Raw genomic sequence first — 19,514 nt, 5'->3', positions numbered from 1 at the left:
CTTGGGGAAAAATTAGCCCTGTGCGTCACAAATACTGCAAAACTGTTCACCGCAATGATGGTTATATGTATGGGTTTTCCACTCTTGTCCGCTAAATCGGCGATTAGAGGCGTACCGATCGGAATGTCCCAACTGTGGGGCGAAGTTTAAGATTCCCGCGTTGTGGGCGGATGGCTGGTGTCAAGGAGGTTTTGTGAGGTTTAAAAAGATGGCGGAGTATCAGAAATATTGCTGATTCCTTGAGACAATAAAGTTCTGTATGCTTGCTGAGGATGAGTTGGTTCATCAGGATATTTGAGTTCTAGTAATTTTTCTGACAACATTGGATTAATAAAATGAGTCCTAATTGTTTCAGAACTGCGATTCAATAGTTCAGCTAATCTTTTGACAGTTAAATATCTTTCCGAGCAAAGTTTCAGAATCGTGTTTCTCATCAACTCTGGACTTGCCCGTTGCTTTTCTCGAACCGGAGCAGCTATTTCTAGTAAAAAGAAATTTTCATCATTATGCACGGAGCTTGACTCATTATGCACGGAGCTTGAGTAATTATGCACGGAGCTTGACTCGTTATGCACGGAGCTTGGCTCATTATGCACGGAGCTTGGAATCAAGGAAAGTAAATCAGGTTGACTTTTATTTGGTAGAGCGTACTGAGTTCCGCGACCACGACCAGAGCGCTCTAACCAACCATTATTTACGAATTGCTTGAGACATTCCCCTATATCTCTGGGATGTTCTCGACTATAACACTGAATGTCAGCATTGCTAATTTCTCCTGATTGATGTGCCAGTATCAAAATAATCCGCTCTAATTCGGTCAATTCGCAATAGTCATCTCCCACAATTTCCCTTAACTCTGTTTCGACATTTTCGGGAATCATGCTCACCATTGGTAAAGCAACCAAAGTCATCTCTAACTCTAATTTCTCTGATACCAAAGGAAACCATTGCTGCTCTATCCATGCGCGGATCATCTTTCTAAAGCCCGATCCTGCTTTTTCTCCTAAGCCAAGCATTTGAAACATTTTTTGCAAATTAGGATTGCGAGGATCGCTAACGCCGCCTTCGTAAAGCTGCTGAATAGAAATTCTCAGACGACCCGGATTGGAAAACGAAAAACCATTTTTATACTTGGTAATTTTTAAAGGGCGAGTAGATTGATAATCGGCATGAATAAGAGTATTGACCAAAGCCTCTCGCAATGCTTCATGGACATGAGTTTCGCCACGACGTATGGCATCTTTGTCGAGTTGGAAAGGAACTTCTAAATCATTAACTACACGAGTATAAACACGATAGTAAAAATTAAACAAGTTAGGTTCCCACTTGCCGTCAAGTGTTAGTCTGTAAGTCCATCGTGTTTCTGGATCGTCAGAAAGTTGCTCCTGATAATCAAGTTGGTAGTGAGACAGTGCATCTAAAATACTACGTTCGCGACCAAACATGAGCAAACCAGCAATAGTTAACCCTTCTTGACCCGTGCTGCGATCGCGACTCCATCCCCCTAACTGACGCAACAAATCCGAATCATGTAATGCCAGCCAAGGATGATCTGGTTCTCTAGAGCTAAACCGTTGACGAAAGGATTTTAATGTTTCTGTATCGATATCACTAAGGTCGAAACCTTCTAAAATTTGGATATCTTGAGGTGCATCACTGGCATCGCGCAACATTTGACGGATTTCAGCATCAGTGCAACGATAATCCCCTTCATAATTGCGTTTATATGTGCCTGTTAAGGGATTATTGTTAATATAAACTGGTCGCTGTGTCCGAGTCGCTCTTGGCACTTTAATAATGACTAACTTATTAGTTTCAATCTCTAGTTGTTCTAGATCGGAGTTAAAACAGATAGGAGTGCTGAGTTTTTGCAGATTGTTATGATTGTTCCAAAATTCTTTTAATAGTACACTGGGGTTACGGACACCTGAAATCTCGAACCCATTTCGATTTTCCGTGACACCTAGAACAATATAACCACCATCTGTATTGGCAAATGCTGATACTGTTTCCCAACTACTTTTGGGAAAACCACCGTCAGCAGACTTAAATTCAATGTCTTGGTCTTCTCCAAGGTTTATGCGATCGAGTAATGTTTCTAAATCCATTTCCTTATCTCTGAAGCAGGGTGAGTAAACTCCAGTTCTTTCTCATAAAGGCGTTTGAGCGCTGCCAGTATTTCAAAGCTCAAACCCACAGACCAACAAGAGTCGATCGCTGCCAGCGCGATTAAGTATGTTATCAGTGATAAATATTTTGTTACTATACATTAAGTCAGAGTCCTAAATGTCGTAGCCATAAGGCTTAAAAAACTATGGACACAACTGGACTCGAACCAGTGACCCCTACGATGTCAACGTAGTGCTCTAACCAACTGAGCTATGCGTCCTCACGAATTACCAATGTAGCAGAACATTAGATGGATTGTCAAGCATAAATATAAAATTTTTCAAGCCACCCACAGCCACCACCCTAATTCCCAACCCGCCAAATCTTCACAGTTCGATCGCCCGAACCGCTAGCCAAACACCCCGCATCAGCACTAAAGGCCACCGACAAAACCTCCCCCCCGTGTCCCGTCAGAAGTTCCAGCAAACCCCCCGTAGCCGTATCCCACAAATAAATCGAACCATCCCGACTCCCCGTCGCCAAAAACCCACCATCCCGGCTTAACGCCACACACAAAACATCCCCAGAATTGTCCCTCATACTTCGCAGCAGTGTCCCTCGCCCCTGTGCATCCACCCGCCACAGCTTCGCTGTACCGTCCCGACTCCCCGTCGCCAAAATCGATCCTTCTCCTACTCCCCCCCTTACCAAGGGGGGGCTGGGGGGGGTAGATGCAAAGGCGATCGCCCGCACCCAATCCCCGTGCTCTGCTAAAGTACAAATCGATCGACCATTGCGCCAATCCCACAACTGCAAACTTTTATCCCGACTCCCCGTCGCCAAAAACTCCCCACCAGGACTAAAAGCCACCGCCTCCACCCCACCAGCGTGACCGCTTAAAGCCGACATCGGCCTACCCTTATTCAAATTCCACAACTGCACAGTCTTGTCCCGACTCCCCGTCGCTAAAACCTGACCGTCGGGACTAAAAGCCACAGCATAAACTCGATCCTCGTGACCGCGCAAAGCATACCACCACTTACCCTTATTCAAATCCCAAATTTGAATCGTTTTATCCCGGCCGCCGCTAGCCAAAGTCGCGCCATCAGGACTAAACGCCACAGAAGTCACCCAGTCAGAATGACCAGTGAGAGTGTACCACCGCTTACCCGCGTCCAACTTCCACATCTCGATCGTCTTATCCTCACTCCCGCTAGCTAAAGTCGCGCCATCGGGACTGAAAGCTACTGACGTAACAGCATGGGAATGACCTACCAAAGTATGAACGCACCTCCAAGTAGGCGCGCGTGCCGGTACAACCCGCTGCATCGGCGGCACAGGTATAATCGTGCCAGCAACGGTTGCAGGCACGGCATTCTGCACCGCAGGCATCCTCTGCGGCACGGGAATTGCAGGCGCTGGTAGGGGCGGTGGATGGTGCGTGCCCGCCCCCGACTGCTGCGGCTGCAAATCTTGGAGAACTTCAGCTACAGATTTGTAGCGGCGACTGAGATTCGGTTCGATCATTTTGTCGAGGATGCGGCTTAATTTCGGATCGATTTGAACCTTTAAAAAATCTCGCCAAACCCAAACATCTTGATTGATATCGAACAAATCAAACGGAGATATTTGAGTCAGTAAATAAATGCAAGTTACGCCCAAACTATACAAATCGCTAGCATAAACCGCTTGACCTCGAATTTGTTCCGGCGCCACGAATTCAGGCGAACCAATCACTGTACCTGTTTCTCTCAAACCCTCCACAAGTTTTGCAGCACCAAAGTCAACTAAAACTAATTCCCCGGTTAGTGTTGGGTAAGTATAAATAATCGGAGTTTGAGAAACGCGGCGGCGGATAATGTTAGGTGGTTTAATGTCTCGGTGAATTACATTGCGATCGTGCACGAACTGCAATACTGGTAATAAATCATTCAGCATACCGAGAATCTGATTTTCGCTAAAAGCCCCAGCCCCCGCCAATTCTTGCTGTAAATTTTGACCTTCTATAAATTCCTGCACTAAATACTGATATCGTTCCTGCTGAAAGTGCGCCAGCAATTCGGGAATTTGCGGGTGTTTTCCCAATTCGTCCAGCCGCACCGCTTCTCGGTTGAATAATTCTGCTGCTTTTTCGGCGCTGCTGGTTCCTTGGGATAGCGGGAAAAACTGCTTGATTGCACAGCGCGGTTTTGAGGGTTTGTCTTCGTCAACGGCTAAAAAAGTACGGCCAAAACCGCCGCGCCCGAGGGGTTTGATGGCGCGGTAACGCTCTCTCAGCAACAGTTTTGTGCCACAATTCAGGCAGAATTGAGTTCGATCGGCATTTTGCGGGTTTTGACAGGCGGGGTTTAGGCAATAACTCATAACTGAACCGGGAAGCAATCAGCAGCATATTTCTATGATACTGAGGCAATACCAAATCCGACTTAAATATCCCCTTTATTTCTTAGTCCGCGGAGGCGGACATCGTTTGTGTAGTCGCGGTTTCAACCGCCGAGTCTTATCTCTCGCGTTACAATTTAAAATTAAAGGACTGAAGTCCGAACGATCAAACCAGTTTGTAGTGAGGACTTCAGTCCGCAGCATTTAAGATCTAGCTTTAACATTCAGAGCATACTCTTTAAACCTTTCCAAGTCAGCCTGAATAGTCGATTCAACAACTCGCCCTACAAATGAATTGTCCATCAATGTTGCCAACCAGCCGGGAACTCCATAAGCCACCGTTAGTTTGACAATGCTGCTGTTTTTGCGATCGTAAAACCGCACCGCACCGCGATTTGGCAAACCGTCTACAGATTCCCACTGAATTATCTGATTTGGCACTAATTTGAGAATCCGAGAAAGCCAGCTAAATTGTAACCCCCCGGTTGCAAGTTTCCAGCGCGATAATTCTGGATCTTCTTCGAGAACTCGAACTGATTCTATCCACTTCATCCAGCGCGGCATTTGCTCTAAGTCAGACCAAAGTTCCCACGCTAATTCGATAGGAATTGCCACTTCTACTTGTACACTATGCTCTAACCAATCAGTCATTCGATTTTAGATTTTAGATTTTAGATTTTAGATTGAAGAATTGTTTCTTCTCGTTTCCAGGCTCGGCCTGGTAACGCATATCCAGAGGCTCCGCCTCGGTTTTCAAAAGCGAATATCAGAGGCAGAGCCTCCTCCAAGGCATTCCCAGCCAGAGCCTGGAAACGAGAGAAAATCATTAGCTTTTAGCTTTTAGCATTTTTCACTGGAGCGACTAATGCCAACTGCCAACTGCCAACTATCAACTGCCAACTAACTGTAAGTTTCCAGAATAGCCTTAGCCGCTTGATGACCGGAAAGAGTCGCACCTTCCATGCTATCAATGTAGTCTTGCTGAGTGTAACTTCCTGCTAAAAAGAAATTAGCAACAGGAGTTTTTTGAGCGGGGCGGTAAACATCCATTCCCGGCGCTTCCCGATACAAAGATTGAGCGAGCTTAACCACACTGTACCAAGTCATATTTAATTCCCGTGCTGAGGGGAATAAATCCTGAACTTGCTTGAGTACGTGTTGGGCGATCGCCTCATTGCTTTGTTTGATAAACGGATCGCCCGGTGTCAGCACCAACTGCAACAGAGAACCTTGTCCTTCTTTATAATAATCCTTAGGACTTGTCAGCGCCAAATCGGCAAAACAAGAAAAATCTGCATCTGCTGAATATAGCAAATTATCGATGCCTACAGCGTGGCTCAACTGTTTGCGCTTGGCTTCATCTTCCAGTTCCGTTACCCAACCGTCGAACCGCAATTGTACTGTCGCAACAGGTACCGCATCTAACTTATAAATGTTGTCAAATTCCGACCATTTGCGCCAAGCTGGAGGCAATATTTTCTGAATTCCAGGCACGTCGCAGGCGAAAACGTAGGCATCTGCGGTAATATGTTCTTCAGTTTCGCCGTTAGCTACTAGCAAACCTGTTACGCGCGTTTCTGTGCCTTCTTCAAACTGAATTTCTCGGACTCGGCGCCGCGTGTAAATTTTGGTTCCTTTACTTTCCAAATATTCGACAATTGGTTTGTGCAAATATTCGTTGGGAGAACCGGACAGCATCCGCATGACAGAGGCTTCGGTTTTTGATGCAAAGAATTGGAATATTGTCAACATACACCGGGCTGAAATATTTTCAGTGTCGATAAAACCTAGTGCGTAGGCGATCGGGTTCCACATTCTTTTGAGGGAGTTTTGGTTGCCGCCTTGACTGCGGAACCAGTCAGCAAAGCTAATTTTATCCAAATTGCGGATAGTTTTCATTGCTCCGTCAAAGTCGATCAAACCACGGACGATGGGGCTTGTTCCCAGGGCGATCGCATTTTGAATTTTGTCTTGTACCGTTAGCTGGGATGTAGTGAAAAATGCCTTCAAACCATGCAAAGGAGCACCCACGGGAAAGCGAAAATCCAAAGAACCAGTTTCGCCACCTCGATTGATAAAAGTGTGGACGTGATCTTTGAGGAGCAAATCGTCAAAAGCTCCCACCTTTTTCATTAGGGCAAATAAGTTATAATAGCAGCCGAAGAATACGTGCAAACCCATTTCAACGTGATTCCCGTCGGGATCTACCCAACTGCTGACTTTGCCGCCGACAAAAGGGCGGGACTCAAAAATTTCTACTTCGTGGCCGGCATCCACTAAATCGACTGCTGTGGTCATTCCAGCCAGTCCCGCACCTGCGATCGCAACCCGCATTTTACCTATCCTTATCCAGTATTTTTACAAATTGTAACAAGTTTTAGAGTTTCCGAAACATTCTAAAGTGCGTAAATGCCGATCGGCACTTGCACCCCTCTCTGAATTCTTGCCAAAAAATCCGCACTAATTGCACCGTAAGGGCTTTGTTCCAGATAAGTCTGGCGCAAAGCAGACACATTTTCGCAGACAGCTAAAGAATCAGCTTGTAATCCTCCCTCACCAGCCGGAATTAAGATGCGATTAGGATTATCTACGCCTGTAAGGTTACTTGTGAAAGGAACAACAATCACAGAATCGCTAAACTCGTTGCGGATGTCAGGAGAAACCACAACTACAGGTCTTTTTTTTTGTATCTCCTAACTGACGCAAAGCCCTTGAAAGATAAATCTCTCCTTGTCTGGGATAAGTTGTAGTTATTGAATTAGAGTCCATCGGCGTTCCATGCTTCCTCTATCTGTTCTTCTACAAAATCAAACCACTCTTTTTCATCCTGAATATCTTCTTGACTGCGGTTGAGATAAAATTTCCGCAATTTATCTTCTATTTGCTTGGCGTACCAGAGACGGAGAGCTTGTTCGATCGCCTCCGTCCAATTATCGGTAAGCTGGTCTATTTTATCAGCAAACTCGGCATCAAGGGCGACCAACACTTCTCGCTTTTGAGTAGAATTTGACACGTTCGTTCTCCTTGCCAATTCAAATAAAAAAATGACTGCTAACTGTTGACTGGCGACTAATATCATTGGTTGTTAGTTATTGGTTATTAGCAGCATCACACGAGTAACAAATAACAAATAACAAATAACAAATAACTAACAACTAACAACTGACTTTAAAACATCGGCATCAACTGAAGTGGCCCAATTCCTAAGTCTTTAGGAGAAACCCAGCGCACCTCAAACAAAGCGACCATATCCTTAAACTGAGGCTGACCGCGAGAAGCACCCATCAACCCTTTAGCAATCACCAAACCGCACCAACCGTTAGTTGATTTACAGCGGCGCTCCCACTTTTTGCGAGCTTCCTGATGCACCGGGTCGTTTTCATTAAACTCGCCAAACAAATACAATTCCCCATTTTTTGTTTGCAAAATACCCAAGTCGTATTGCTCGTCTTGAAAAGGATCTTCGCCCGGATTAAAACAAATTGCCTTCACCCCTCCAGCTTCTTTCAAATCTTGAATCATAGTTTTAGCCTTGGGATTGGAAGTTTGAATCATCACTACAGGCAAACCATCCCCGGCGGTATTAATATCGACTTCTGCACCTTCGTGAAACTGGACACTTCCGCGTAGAAAATCTACCGTTTCCCAAGGTACGACACCCAGACTCAAGAATGAATTTTGCGGCACCAAATCGTCCCGCAGCCGTGGCATTTCAAATTCATCATCCTCATCGTCATCGTCATCGCCCAGCATCTGTAATAATTCGTCTGACACCTCAGGCATCGTCGAAACTTTAACCGATACCTGTTGAATTTCTCCATCAGACTGCGGAACAGGGATGCGGTAGCGACTGTTGAGAGCGGGAAATGTGTCTGCTGCCAATTTCCGGCGGCCGTTGTGGAAAAAGCGGTGGAATGCTTCGAGAGCAACTAACATCGTCAGGGCTTCTTCTTCGTAAAGAATCGATCGCAATCCTTCTAAAGGATGCAGGTTGCCAAAATTCGGTTCAATTTCCGATGGAGGCAAATCGGCTAAATCAATTTCGTCATCGTCATCCTCATCAAGCTCGCCGGCGCTTTCAAAGGTGAGAAACAAACAGTCTTGCCCTAAAAAAGCCTGTTCTAAATCTTCAAAAGAGTCATCGTTGACAACTCGCTCTCGAAACCGCTTCAAGGATTCTAGAGATCGGTACAGCAAAACTCCGTAATCCATTCTCCCTTGGCCCAATACGGATACGTAGAGGCTGGCGACATCCCACTGATTGATTTCAATAGATATAATTTGATGTTCGCTCAAAGTCCGCCACGGAGCATCGTGCCAAATTTGAGCGGCTTTTTCCATTAGCACTTCGGCGTACTCAGGCGGTAATTCGGGAGGCCGATTCACAGCGACCTCTTCCATGCCCCGAAAGATTTCATCAATTAAGGGCAATTCCGGTACGTAGTCAATGGAAATACCTAAATCTTGAAGTATTCCCCGCAGGTAAAATTGAATTTCTCGATTTTTGACTACGATTTTTTGGGGGCGGACTGCGGGGGCCGGACTTTGGGGATGTTCCATTGCCCGCAGGAGAGCGCGGACGATCGCCTCTGGGCCCGCATCTGGGCCTACCATGTCCATTGCTCTGACGATGCCTTCAGAGCCGTCCACCCAGAGAATACACTCGCCACCAGCTTCTGGATCGTCGTCGTCCTCTAGCATCATGTGCGAGTCAGCATTTGATAACGGTCGGCGGTCGCCCTCCCACACGCTGGGAATTTGAGGTAAGTTTTGTAGCCGACGAAGAGTAGAGCGATTCAGCGCTGCCATAGAGTAAGCCCGTTGGGTGAAGCATTGTTGCGGTGCCACAAAGGGTCAACCGCTGCTTCTCAATCATAAACCCTATAGGGGGAGAGGACATCAAGCTTGGAAATGAGGTCTCACCGTAATTAAAAATTTCCGGCTAAAAATTCTGCCTTCAACGTTCAGTTGACAGTTGACAGTTGACAGTTGACAGTTGACTCCGAAAGCAGTTGGCAGTTGGCAGTTGGCAGTTGGCAGTTGGCAGTTGGCAGTTGGCAGTTGGCAGTTGGCAGTTGGCAGGAAAGTAGGTGACTGACTGATGACTGATACTGATAACGTTCGCTCTTCGGGGACGCTCGCACTAATTAATGACTGATGACTAATGACTTCTTCCCTCTTCCTTCTTCCCTCTTCCTTCTTCCTTCTTCCTTCCCTGTACAATGGAGGTATAAGATTAAACTCTTAACATTCGACAGTCTCAGGAGTTCGACAGATTATGACTCAAGCGATTTCCCAACAGCGGGGCATTCAAATGACGGACTCTGCTGTTCGTCAAGTTTTAGCTCTTCGAGAAAAACAAGGTAAAGACCTCTGCTTGCGCGTAGGGGTGCGGCAGGGCGGCTGTTCTGGTATGTCTTACGTGATGGATTTCGCAGACCCCAGCACTGTGAAATCTGACGATGAAGTGTTCGACTACGAGGGTTTTCAGGTAGTGTGCGATCGCAAGAGCATTCTTTATCTCTACGGTTTGGTGCTCGACTTCAGCGATTCGATGATCGGCGGTGGCTTTAAGTTCACCAACCCCAACGCTACTCAAACTTGTGGCTGCGGCAGTTCTTTTTCTGCTTAAATGGGAAAATTGCTTGGGGCATGGGTATGGGCATTGGTAATTGGTCTCCAGCTAATTGCTGACAATCGCGATCGACAATTAGCCTCGGATGCGCTTCCTTTGTCCCGCACCCCATGCTTTCGAGCAATCTAAAATCTAAAATCCAAAATCCAAAATCGAATGACCCCTGAAGAAATGTTTAAAGACGGTTTCGATCGCTACCAAGCTGGCGAAGCCCCTGCTAATCTGATCCCCGTGTTCAAAGAATTGTGCGAGAAATCTCCCAAAAATGGCAATGCCTGGGCTAGCCTCGCGTGGCTCTACCTTTTGGAAAATAAACCCGGATCGGCTCAAAAAGCAGCGAAAACAGCGGTTAAATTGAACCCTCACGACGCCCAAGCTCGCATCAACCTAGCAGTCGCGATTCTGGATCTCAAAGAAAAAGGGGTGCGCCCCCACGTAGAAGTTGCTCAGCAACTCCTGATGGCTTCCGAAGAGTTGTTAGAGGAAGTTACAAAAAATTTTGAAGAAGGATTAAGCCGCAAACCGGACTGGAAGAGTCTCGCCCGCGTGAAACAGTGGCTTCTGGAAGCGTAAGCCCCCAAACAATGTCGATTTGGGGGTGGGGATCAAGGAAATCGGGTTTGTGGTTTATTACGATCTCGTAATAAATCAATAAATAACTTTATGGAAAACTCAGGAAGTCAGTGCTAGTATTTGAAAACTTAGACGATCGACAAACCGGCACAGCGGTTTTCAGACTTGACTACCATAAATACTAGGAGTTGTAAGAACATGAGCACTGACAGCCACGTTAACATCAAACCAGCAACCCGCAACCACAAAGGTTTCTTTATTCAGCCTGCTTCTTACAAATTGATGAGCATCGATAAATCCGGCTGGGCCTTGATTTGCATGGACAAAGCAGTTTGTCATTATGTAGATCCTGATGACTTGCAATTGCCGAATAAGTCGGGAATGTCTGAAGGTTAATCCAGAAGTTTTGAGAGACATTAAAATGCTTTATTTGAGTAGCTGCCCTCCCTGGAGAGGCAGCAACTTTTTTTTTGTCAGTTGTCAGTTGTCAGTTGTCAGTTGTCAGTTGTCATTAGTCCTGCCGTCGGGCAGTCATCAGTCATCAGTCAGAAGTGTACTAGATCTAACCCAATACAGTTCACTTAAGACAGTACACCAGGAAAAACGATTTGACAAACAGACCCTGCGATTGCTTCGCGAAGACGCTCGCAATGACAAAAAACGTTAAGTAAACCGTATTGAGATCTAACCAATGTAAGGAAGTTCGGCAACGGGTTGTGTAGCGGATGTAACGGATAGAATTCCCAATAACCGATTACCGATTACCGATTACCGATTACCAATTACCAATTACCAATTACCAATTACCAATTACCAATTACCAATTACCAATTCCCAATTCCCGATTACCAATTACCAATTCCCAATTCCCCATCGCCTAATTGCTAGATTTGATAGAAAAATTACAAATTACCGATTACCAAGAATAATGGGTTTAAAGCCTCCTCGTTCGAGGAGGAAATAAAACAAAATTATTCACTGTTTCAATCCTGTTCCTTCTAGGTAGAGGTCGATCTCAAACTGTCAACTGTCAACTGTCAACTGTCAACTGTTGACCAATTCCCGATCGCCTAATTGCTAGATTTGAAGGCAAAAAGCAGATCGAGCTGAGCAGTTGTCGGTTCTGTCGAAGTTGTGGCTACGCTGACTCCTCGGAGAGAATTGAGCACTTCAGCAACGGGCGGCGAAACTAAATTGGGCTGTACAGCGAGCAAATAACGGTTCGCCCATGACATGGTTTTTTCCATATCTATATAAAAGTAACCTTGGTTCGCCTGCGGTACAGCAGTGGCGATCGCCTGAAAACTCGGACTGCTGCTTAATGGTTGCGGTGGCGCTGTGGTGATGACATCAACTAAAGGGCCGCCGAAGGCAACAAATACAGAATTTTCATTCAGCCAACCGTGCCCGAATAAGGTTCCTTGTTGCGGTATTTGCCACTCTGTAACCTCTTTTCCCTGGACTTGTCTGGGGGCGACGCTGACTGTAGGATTGCTTTTGGCGATCGCATCGAGTTTTTTGAGGGTTGCTTCGGCTGCGGGGCGATCGCTCGTTTCAAAAATCATCGCCGCCCCCATCCCCAACTGAGACAAAATACCTTGATCCGAACCGATCGCCCCGATCGCAAATTCCCCATTCATCCAGCCAAAAACATCACGATCGGCATCCAAATCCAAGCGTTTAAAACTACTTCTCACCTGCTGAATGCCCCTGTCAACTTCCGGGCTATCTTTTGCCTCTGCCGTCGCCTGCAACCAAATGCGATCGAGTCCCTTACCCCCTACTAAAGCAATGGTTTCACCGGGAAATCTGGGCAACAATTTCGATCCGACTGGCGGCTTTTGCTGTCCGAATTTAGGATCTAACCGAGCGATAGTTTTCACCCTCAATCCCGAACTGTCGGCCCCTATTCCCGCTACCAAAGACTTGACTTGTTTAAACTGTGAAAGCACTGTCGAAGGCAATTGAAAATCATCGGGCAAATTAGTTTTTAATTGCTCGATTGCAGCAGGATAATCAGCAATGTAAATAGTTGCGATCGGATTCGGTACGCCAGCACTCTCTGCAAAAAACTTAGTTGTACTCTTTTCGGTGGCGAGGGAGGGCTGTCCTTTAAAAGTATCGATCGCCATTTCCACAGGCTTTCTCAAAGGAGCCATCACTAATTGATCGTCCAACAAAGCCACACTGTAGCGCTTGCCCGTTGGCTCTGCAATCTCAGAAATTTTAACTCCTTTATACTCAGTTTCTTGAGTTGTGGCACCTTCCTGAGATTTTAATTTATTAGCAAAATTCCAAGCACTAATTTTATTTTTGACACTGACTACAACGAGCAGTTTAGGAGGCTCTGTTTTAGCGGTAGCATCTGGGGGTAACAAAGCCACCATCACGCCCCCCAGCCAGGGCTTTAAGTCTCTCTCAAAGTCGATTTGAGTGCCTGCCAAGCTTTGTTCTTGAAAGGCCTTCAAACCCGCACCGACCAACTTTTGAGCGCCCGGGGTGCCGAATTGCTGCAACTGTGACAGTGCTTGGGGATTGGGGGAGATGAAGGCGGCCATCATTGCTTCGTCGGGTACAACTTTGGCGCTGTCTTGGGGGTTGGAGACTTGTTGGCTCAAACCGTGGAAGTAAAGGTACACCGCGGCGCTACCTGCTGCAATGATGGCGGCAGCAATTAGAAGCTTTGGTTTTTTTGCAGGCATTGTTTTCGATCCTAGCGTCCTTTATCAGTTTAATGAAAATCCACTGGGCTTGTGGGGAGCCGATCGAGCTTGCTATTTATTTTTATACAATTTAAAACGGGTTTGGGCGATCGTGTAAACTGCTGTTGAGATGAAGTGCGGGAAGAAATATGAAAGTAGCGATCGCGGGAGCAACGGGATTTGTAGGTAGCCGGCTGGTGGAGAAGCTGCAAGCAGCCGGACATCAAGTGGTGGTTTTGAGTAGAGATGCGGCGAAAGCTGGGCGAGTTTTCCCAGCTTCGGCTTATCCGAATTTGGAAGTTGTCGCCTACACTCCGGCGGAGTCTGGTGATTGGCAAAATTCGATCGCGGGCTGCGACGCTGTGGTTAATTTAGCTGGGGTGCCGATTGCGGAGGAAAGGTGGACGGAGGCGCGCCAGCAAGCGATTCTCGACAGTCGCAGATTGACGACGGCAAAATTGGTAGAGGCGATCGTCAATGCTAATCCTAAACCATCGGTGTTTGTGAGCGCATCGGCGATCGGCTATTACGGAACCAGCGAAACCGCTGAGTTTGACGAAAGCAGCCCTGCGGGAAACGATTTTTTAGCAGCAGTTTGCAAAGACTGGGAAGCTGCGGCCCAACCTGCCAAAAATGCAGGCACAAGGCTAGCAATTTTGCGGCTGGGAATAGTTTTGGGAATGGGAGGCGCGCTAGCAAAAATGCTGCCACCTTTTAAACTATTTGCAGGCGGCCCAATTGGCACAGGAAAACAGTGGTTTTCTTGGATTCACCGCGAGGATGTGGTTGATTTAATTTTGTATTCTTTGCAAAATTCGCAAGTTCAAGGCGTTTTGAATGCGACAGCACCGAATCCAGTGCGGATGAATGAATTGTGCCAAACTTTAGGGGAAGTTTTAAGTCGGCCTTCTTGGTTGCCGGTGCCAGGTTTTGCTTTAGAAATGCTGTTGGGAGACGGCGCTAAAGTTGTTTTGGAAGGGCAGAAAGTTTTGCCGAAACAAACTTTGGCTAGCGGTTTTCAATATCAGTATCCGATGCTGAAGTTGGCTCTAGAAGAGATTTTGGCTGGTAATTAAATCCTGCATTTTTAGATATCCCTCGTTCCCCGGCTCTTCTGCCTGGGAACGCATATCCAAAGGCTATGCCTCGTTCCTTCAAATAAATCATCCCACTCAACAATCAATCACATCAACTACCAACAATCCATCTCGATGCCTCGGGTGCGATCGCATTTGCCAACAACTCCAAGCCGTAGAATTAGATAATTGGCAAGAATACACGCTCTTAGAAATCGATAACGCCGATGTCGAGCCGATTCATTTGTTAAAAATGACCTGTCCGAGCACCGGACACATTCATTCGTTGCGAGTGCCTCCTGATGTAGTATCAGCAAAAGAGGCAATTCGCTGGGTAAATTGGGACATTGACTCAGAAGAGTTTTCCGTGCAAACTTGAATGCAAGCAGCAGAAATACAAGAACCTTAGATTATTTGTTCATTAGGATGATTTCAGGAAATACGATATATGGTAGTTGCAGCAAAATCAACGATTTCTCTTGCAGAGTTTTTGCAGTTGCCCGAAACTAAACCAGCAAGCGAGTACATCGACGGTCAAATTTATCAAAAACCTATGCCGCAAGGAAAACATAGCCGATTGCAAAAACGATTGCTGGAGGCAATTTCTGAGGTTGGGGAACCTCAAAAGTTAGCCTGTGCATTTCCCGAATTGCGCTGTACGTTTGGGGGGCGATCGATCGTTCCCGATATTGCTGTTTTTGAGTGGTCTCGCATTCCCGTTGATGAAGATGGAGAAATTGCCAACCGCTTTGAAATTCCACCGGATTGGATAATTGAAATTTTGTCACCTGACCAATCTCCAAATCAGGTGATAAAAAAAATAATTTTTTCGATCAATCACGGTACTAAATTGGGTTGGTTTGCCGATCCGAGCGATAAATCAGTAATAGTTTTTCAACCGAATCAATTGCCTGAGGTTAAATCAGATACGGATATTTTACCTGTTCTTAGCGTGTTGGGCGATTGGCAGTTATCCGCAGCCGAGTTGTTTAATTGGTTGAAAATTAATTGATTTAATACGAATTTAAAAAAGTCTTGCTAGAATCATCAATCTTAGACCAATTCTTAACAGTGGCAGATCCCCGCGCAGGACACGGCAGTGCCGTTTCCCTACAGAAAACTGATATCTTTGCCAAAAACTTAATCCATAAAACACTAATCAACATTGGCCCTGTGCCACTTAAAATGGTGGAATGCACAAACCATCAATTTAGGAAAAACTGTTAATAAGATAAGAAAGAAGCCCGCCTTCAGTCAAAGGTGGGCTAAATTCATGCCAGCTTACAGACAGCTAGGCAATCGGGTCTCTTAGCCGATTGACGTAAAAGTTGAGAAAAAGATCCAAATCTTCCGGAAAAACTTATCCTCAACAATTAAGCTCCAGTTTACCCAAGCAGATCGGGAAAATTTCGCACACAGCGATGTTTCCCTGCAAGTGGGGAAATGCTGGAGCTTTATTTTGCCAGCAATCCCCAATCTCCAAGGGTTTAAGCGTCGTGATCGTGAGCGAAGCGGCGGAAGAGGAAGTCTAGGGCGTAGTTCCGCAAGTTGTAATATTCGGGATCTTCCATCATTTGTACCCGATCGCGCGGACGTGGGAAAGGAATCTCCAAAACCTCGCCAATCGTTGCTGATGGGCCGTTAGTCATCATCACGAGTCGATCGGCCAAAAACAGCGCTTCGTCAATATCGTGAGTAATCATCAACACGGTACAGCGGTGATCGTTCCAGATTTTCAGCAACTCTTCCTGCAATTCTTCCTTGGTAATTGCGTCGAGAGCACCAAAGGGTTCGTCTAAAATCAGCACCTTGGGACGAATTGCTAAGGCGCGGGCGATGGAAACCCGTTGTTTCATACCCCCGGAAATTTGCGGAGGTCTTTTCTCAGCAGCTTCTGTCAGTCCCACCATTGCCAAATGATCTTTGACGATCGCATTTTTCTCGGCTTTCGACTTCTCGGGAAATACAGCGTTAACGGCAATGTAAACGTTTTCAAACACAGTCCGCCAAGGCAGTAAAGCGTAACCTTGAAACACTACCATGCGATCGGGGCCTGGCTTTTCGATCCGCTGCCCGTTAATCGACACGGTGCCTTCGCTGGGATGGCTAAAACCGGACACCATATTTAACAGTGTTGATTTGCCGCAGCCGGAGTGTCCGATCAGAGTAATAAACTCTCCCTCAGCTACGGTCAAGTTAACGTTTTCTAATGCTCTGTAACCGTTTGGATATACTTTATAAACATTGTCCATCACCAAAAAAGGCTGGCGGCGATCGTTTGGTTGCTGGCTCTGGGTTTTGGTGTTTGTCTGGTTGACAGCAGTATTAATCATGGGTTTGAGAAGCCGTTAGTAGGTGATTAGCGATAGCAAATAATGGAGTTTTGAATGGTGAGCTGCGAGTCGAGACTGTAGATTTGCGAGTTCCCTGTATATTTTCAGTATTGAGTTTAAATTGCAAGACTTTTGCATCAATTATATAATTGTGCCGCTTCGCTCTCAACAATGCAATCAATCGCTGTGATTTCTGATTCCTCTTGTCTGACTTGTGAGTTGATAAGTCTTTGACAGGGGCGATCGAGAACCAAGCAATTTTTTCACCTTTTGATATCTCAAAACTCACAGAGCACCATTAGACATTGAGCCGGTGGAAAGAAGTCCACCGGCTGGACAAAAACAGATCCTAAGCAGCTCTGCGGCCCGAATCCAGAATCACTTCAGCCATCGTGTAATCGCGTTTAATCGCTAGATTGTTGAGATAGCCGATCGGATCTTCAGCATTAAACACCGAGCCATCAAACAAACGGAGAGAACCCCGAGTGTAAGTAATATCAGACATTCCCAGCTCCCGTGCTGCTGTACTGAAGGGGCCGACTCGCACCACCCGTTCCAGAATTTCTACCCAGTTGCGGGGGAAGACTGTATCGCCCCAACGCGCCATCTGTACCATGTGCCACAACTGTTCGGTACGGCTTGGGCGGTTCACCCCGTCGCCGGCGAACAAGTGGTGAGCGTATTCCCGCATCGGAGTATCAAGATCGCAAGCAGTAGATTTGGAATCGCCAATTTGGATGTAACTCTTGTCAGTAGCGACGTACTCCCGTCCCGCCACAATTTCGGAAACTTCTTGAGCGTGGGCCGGATCGCTGCAATAGTGACAAGCTTCTAGCAAAGCTTTCACTAGAGCAATGTGAGTGTTGGGGTAAGCATTCGCCCAGTCTTCCCGAACTCCCAGAATTTTTGCCGGGTGTCCAGGCCACAGTTCCAAATCCGTAGCCACGGTAAAGCCGACTCCTTCCATCGCCGCGCGCAAGTTCCAAGGTTCGCCGACGCAGAAACCGTCAATCGTCCCACCTTGCAAGTCCACAATCATCTGGGCTGGAGGGATGTTTTTCAGTGAAACATCATGATCTGGGTCAATGCCACCGGAAGCCAGCCAGTAGCGCAGCAGCAGGTTGTGCATCGATGAAGGGTGAACGATGCCCATGCGGTGAGTTTGGGCGGGGGTTCTGTGCAGCATTTCTTTGAAATCTGCCAGAGTGTAGATTCCTTGGTCGTAGAAGCGACGGGCCAGGGTAATTCCGTTGCCGTTGCGGCTCATGGTGAGGGCTGTAACGGTTGCTATGGGCTTCTCTTGGTGGCCTCCTAAGCTCAACCACGCTGCCATCCCAGAGGGCATTTGGGCTGCGTCTAGGTATCCGGCGGCGATGCCGTCTACGATGCCGCGCCAGCTTGTTTCGCGCACGAGATGCACTTCATCGAGGCCGTGTTTGGCAAATAAGCCTTTTTCTTTGGCGATCGCGAGGGGAGCGCAGGCTGCCAGGGGGATAAAGCCGAGTTCGAGGTTGACTTTTTCTAGGCCGTGGCGGGCGATCGCCGGTACTTTCCGCGCGCGCAGTTTTTTCACCCGTTTCTGCTGGTTGAGGAAGTAAATCATTTCGCTCCGCAGCGCGTAGTAGCTGGGGTGCGAGACTACTTCCATACGTACCCGGGGGCGGGGGATGTCTACTTCGAGGATGCCGCCAATTTTCGATTCTGGGCCGTTGGTGAGCATGACGATGCGATCGCTCAGCAGCACCGCTTCATCTACGTCGTGCGTTACCATCAAGGCGCTAATTTCGTACTCTTGGCAGATTTCCATCAACTTTTCTTGCAAGTTGCCGCGAGTCAAAGCGTCTAGGGCGCCGAATGGTTCGTCTAAGAGTAACAGTTTGGGACGCAGGGCTAGGGCACGGGCGATCGCCACGCGCTGTTTTTGTCCGCCTGATAGTAGTGCCGGTTGCTTCTCGGCGTGGGGGCCCAAGCCCACCATGTCAATGTGTTTTTGGATGATGTCGAGGCGCTCGGCTTTAGCTAAGCCGCTCATTACTGAGTCTACGGCCAGGGTGATGTTTTCTCTGACTGTCCGCCAAGGTAGCAGCGAATAGTTTTGGAACACCACCATGCGATCGGGGCCCGGCTGAGTGATTCTTTGTCCGTCGATCGTCACCAATCCTTCTGTGGGCAGATCCAAACCTGCCACCATATTTAGCAGAGTGGATTTGCCACAACCCGAGTGTCCGACTAAGGAGATAAATTCTCCTTTTTTAATTTCTAAGTCGATCCCTTTGAGGGCTACGTATGTACCGCCGTCTGTTAAATTAAATGTTTTTCCGACTTGTTCTACCGCAATCAAAACTGACATGGTTTTCTTGCCTTTTTTGTAGGTTTGTCCTTGATTTTTCGATTATTTTTGACTGTTGACCGTTAGCTTTTATATTATGCCGATCGCCCAACTGCAATAATAATATTGGTTCGTAGTGAGGACTTCAGTTCTATTCTTTTAAAAAGCTGAGGACTGAAGTTCTGCTACTCCTTTAACTCGTTATCAGGCACAGCCTGGTAACACATAATCAGGAGGCTCTGCCTCGATTTTCCAGCCGAGGCAGATCCTCTTGGATATGGGTTCCCAGTTATTTTACCGGACTTGATATTAGCTTTTAGCTAACAACTGTCAACTGTCAACTGTCAACTGTCAACTGTCAACTGTCAACTATCA

16 protein-coding genes, 1 tRNA gene and 1 pseudogene are annotated in these 19,514 nt (G+C 46.8%); 6 read left to right on the top strand and 12 right to left on the bottom strand.

What is annotated here, in order from left to right; genetic code table 11:
• Positions 1-200: 200 nt before the first annotated feature.
• The 9 genes from JGK22_RS10950 to JGK22_RS10910 all read right to left on the bottom strand — a co-directional run bounded on the left by JGK22_RS10950 (position 201) and on the right by JGK22_RS10910 (position 9,714).
• Positions 201-2,108 (bottom strand): RNA-binding domain-containing protein, encoded by a 1,908-nt coding sequence (locus JGK22_RS10950; RefSeq protein ID WP_293186817.1) that lies wholly within the window; start codon positions 2,106-2,108, stop codon positions 201-203.
• 207 nt (positions 2,109-2,315) lie between these two features.
• A tRNA-Val gene (locus JGK22_RS10945) sits at positions 2,316-2,389 on the bottom strand.
• An 83-nt stretch (positions 2,390-2,472) separates the two neighbouring features.
• Complete coding sequence (locus JGK22_RS10940) at positions 2,473-4,473, bottom strand: serine/threonine-protein kinase (RefSeq protein ID WP_293312861.1); 2,001 nt, start codon at positions 4,471-4,473, stop codon at positions 2,473-2,475.
• A gap of 222 nt (positions 4,474-4,695) precedes the next feature.
• Complete coding sequence (locus tag JGK22_RS10935) at positions 4,696-5,142, bottom strand: SRPBCC family protein (protein WP_293186819.1); 447 nt, start codon at positions 5,140-5,142, stop codon at positions 4,696-4,698.
• 249 nt (positions 5,143-5,391) lie between these two features.
• Entirely contained in the window at positions 5,392-6,825 is a 1,434-nt protein-coding gene (gene zds, locus JGK22_RS10930; protein ID WP_293225203.1) for a 9,9'-di-cis-zeta-carotene desaturase, read from the bottom strand.
• A gap of 62 nt (positions 6,826-6,887) precedes the next feature.
• The gene (locus JGK22_RS10925; RefSeq protein WP_293192319.1) at positions 6,888-7,157 is read right to left on the bottom strand and encodes a type II toxin-antitoxin system PemK/MazF family toxin; all 270 of its coding nucleotides are present in this window, start codon (positions 7,155-7,157) and stop codon (positions 6,888-6,890) included.
• A gap of 92 nt (positions 7,158-7,249) precedes the next feature.
• Complete coding sequence (locus JGK22_RS10920) at positions 7,250-7,504, bottom strand: hypothetical protein (RefSeq protein ID WP_293192321.1); 255 nt, start codon at positions 7,502-7,504, stop codon at positions 7,250-7,252.
• 155 nt (positions 7,505-7,659) lie between these two features.
• Positions 7,660-9,300, bottom strand: a complete 1,641-nt coding sequence (locus JGK22_RS10915) for a hypothetical protein (protein WP_293186823.1) — start codon at positions 9,298-9,300, stop codon at positions 7,660-7,662.
• Between the two features lie 90 nt (positions 9,301-9,390).
• Positions 9,391-9,714: a hypothetical protein gene (locus JGK22_RS10910; RefSeq protein ID WP_293186824.1), complete on the bottom strand. Its 324-nt coding sequence runs from the start codon at positions 9,712-9,714 to the stop codon at positions 9,391-9,393.
• A gap of 55 nt (positions 9,715-9,769) precedes the next feature.
• Here JGK22_RS10910 and JGK22_RS10905 point away from each other — a divergent pair, with 55 nt between their 5' ends.
• The 3 genes from JGK22_RS10905 to JGK22_RS10895 all read left to right on the top strand — a co-directional run bounded on the left by JGK22_RS10905 (position 9,770) and on the right by JGK22_RS10895 (position 11,095).
• Positions 9,770-10,123: an iron-sulfur cluster assembly accessory protein gene (locus JGK22_RS10905; protein ID WP_265238087.1), complete on the top strand. Its 354-nt coding sequence runs from the start codon at positions 9,770-9,772 to the stop codon at positions 10,121-10,123.
• A gap of 159 nt (positions 10,124-10,282) precedes the next feature.
• The gene (locus JGK22_RS10900) at positions 10,283-10,699 is read left to right on the top strand and encodes a tetratricopeptide repeat protein (protein ID WP_293186825.1); all 417 of its coding nucleotides are present in this window, start codon (positions 10,283-10,285) and stop codon (positions 10,697-10,699) included.
• A 198-nt stretch (positions 10,700-10,897) separates the two neighbouring features.
• Positions 10,898-11,095 carry a hypothetical protein gene (locus JGK22_RS10895; protein ID WP_006632682.1) on the top strand — a complete coding sequence of 66 codons (198 nt, stop codon included), beginning with the start codon at positions 10,898-10,900 and terminating at the stop codon, positions 11,093-11,095.
• A 674-nt stretch (positions 11,096-11,769) separates the two neighbouring features.
• Here JGK22_RS10895 and JGK22_RS10890 read toward each other — a convergent pair.
• Positions 11,770-13,401: a DUF3352 domain-containing protein gene (locus JGK22_RS10890; protein ID WP_293192325.1), complete on the bottom strand. Its 1,632-nt coding sequence runs from the start codon at positions 13,399-13,401 to the stop codon at positions 11,770-11,772.
• A 149-nt stretch (positions 13,402-13,550) separates the two neighbouring features.
• Here JGK22_RS10890 and JGK22_RS10885 point away from each other — a divergent pair, with 149 nt between their 5' ends.
• The 3 genes and pseudogenes from JGK22_RS10885 to JGK22_RS10875 all read left to right on the top strand — a co-directional run bounded on the left by JGK22_RS10885 (position 13,551) and on the right by JGK22_RS10875 (position 15,489).
• On the top strand, positions 13,551-14,477 hold the full coding sequence (locus JGK22_RS10885; protein ID WP_293176945.1) for a TIGR01777 family oxidoreductase: 927 nt from the start codon (positions 13,551-13,553) through the stop codon (positions 14,475-14,477).
• 139 nt (positions 14,478-14,616) lie between these two features.
• A pseudogene (locus tag JGK22_RS10880) lies at positions 14,617-14,856 on the top strand (leucine-rich repeat domain-containing protein); the annotation flags it as partial.
• Positions 14,857-14,925: 69 nt separating this feature from the next.
• Positions 14,926-15,489 carry a Uma2 family endonuclease gene (locus JGK22_RS10875; protein WP_293197198.1) on the top strand — a complete coding sequence of 188 codons (564 nt, stop codon included), beginning with the start codon at positions 14,926-14,928 and terminating at the stop codon, positions 15,487-15,489.
• Between the two features lie 475 nt (positions 15,490-15,964).
• Here the strand turns inward: JGK22_RS10875 and JGK22_RS10870 are convergent, their stop codons facing one another.
• Positions 15,965-16,810 carry a nitrate ABC transporter ATP-binding protein gene (locus tag JGK22_RS10870; protein ID WP_293176947.1) on the bottom strand — a complete coding sequence of 282 codons (846 nt, stop codon included), beginning with the start codon at positions 16,808-16,810 and terminating at the stop codon, positions 15,965-15,967.
• Positions 16,811-17,159: 349 nt separating this feature from the next.
• A complete protein-coding gene (locus JGK22_RS10865) occupies positions 17,160-19,160 on the bottom strand; it encodes a nitrate ABC transporter ATP-binding protein (protein WP_293192331.1) in 2,001 nt (666 codons plus the stop codon).
• Between the last annotated feature and the right edge of the window lie 354 nt (positions 19,161-19,514).

Source organism: Microcoleus sp. PH2017_08_TRC_O_A (assembly GCF_020738665.1).
Taxonomy (GTDB): Bacteria; Cyanobacteriota; Cyanobacteriia; order Cyanobacteriales; family Microcoleaceae; genus Microcoleus.
Note: the sequence above shows the minus strand (reverse complement) of the source record. Positions and strands in the feature narration are given on the sequence as shown.

Bases quoted from the DNA above. Each gene is read 5' to 3' on its own strand.
- JGK22_RS10950 (WP_293186817.1), bottom strand. From the start codon at position 2,108: ATGGATTTAGAAACATTACTCGATCGCATAAACCTTGGAGAAGACCAA.
- JGK22_RS10940 (WP_293312861.1), bottom strand. From the start codon at position 4,473: ATGAGTTATTGCCTAAACCCCGCCTGTCAAAACCCGCAAAATGCCGAT.
- JGK22_RS10935 (WP_293186819.1), bottom strand. From the start codon at position 5,142: ATGACTGATTGGTTAGAGCATAGTGTACAAGTAGAAGTGGCAATTCCT.
- zds (WP_293225203.1), bottom strand. From the start codon at position 6,825: ATGCGGGTTGCGATCGCAGGTGCGGGACTGGCTGGAATGACCACAGCA.
- JGK22_RS10915 (WP_293186823.1), bottom strand. From the start codon at position 9,300: ATGGCAGCGCTGAATCGCTCTACTCTTCGTCGGCTACAAAACTTACCT.
- JGK22_RS10905 (WP_265238087.1), top strand. From the start codon at position 9,770: ATGACTCAAGCGATTTCCCAACAGCGGGGCATTCAAATGACGGACTCT.
- JGK22_RS10900 (WP_293186825.1), top strand. From the start codon at position 10,283: ATGACCCCTGAAGAAATGTTTAAAGACGGTTTCGATCGCTACCAAGCT.
- JGK22_RS10895 (WP_006632682.1), top strand. From the start codon at position 10,898: ATGAGCACTGACAGCCACGTTAACATCAAACCAGCAACCCGCAACCAC.
- JGK22_RS10890 (WP_293192325.1), bottom strand. From the start codon at position 13,401: ATGCCTGCAAAAAAACCAAAGCTTCTAATTGCTGCCGCCATCATTGCA.
- JGK22_RS10885 (WP_293176945.1), top strand. From the start codon at position 13,551: ATGAAAGTAGCGATCGCGGGAGCAACGGGATTTGTAGGTAGCCGGCTG.
- JGK22_RS10875 (WP_293197198.1), top strand. From the start codon at position 14,926: ATGGTAGTTGCAGCAAAATCAACGATTTCTCTTGCAGAGTTTTTGCAG.
- JGK22_RS10870 (WP_293176947.1), bottom strand. From the start codon at position 16,810: ATGATTAATACTGCTGTCAACCAGACAAACACCAAAACCCAGAGCCAG.
- JGK22_RS10865 (WP_293192331.1), bottom strand. From the start codon at position 19,160: ATGTCAGTTTTGATTGCGGTAGAACAAGTCGGAAAAACATTTAATTTA.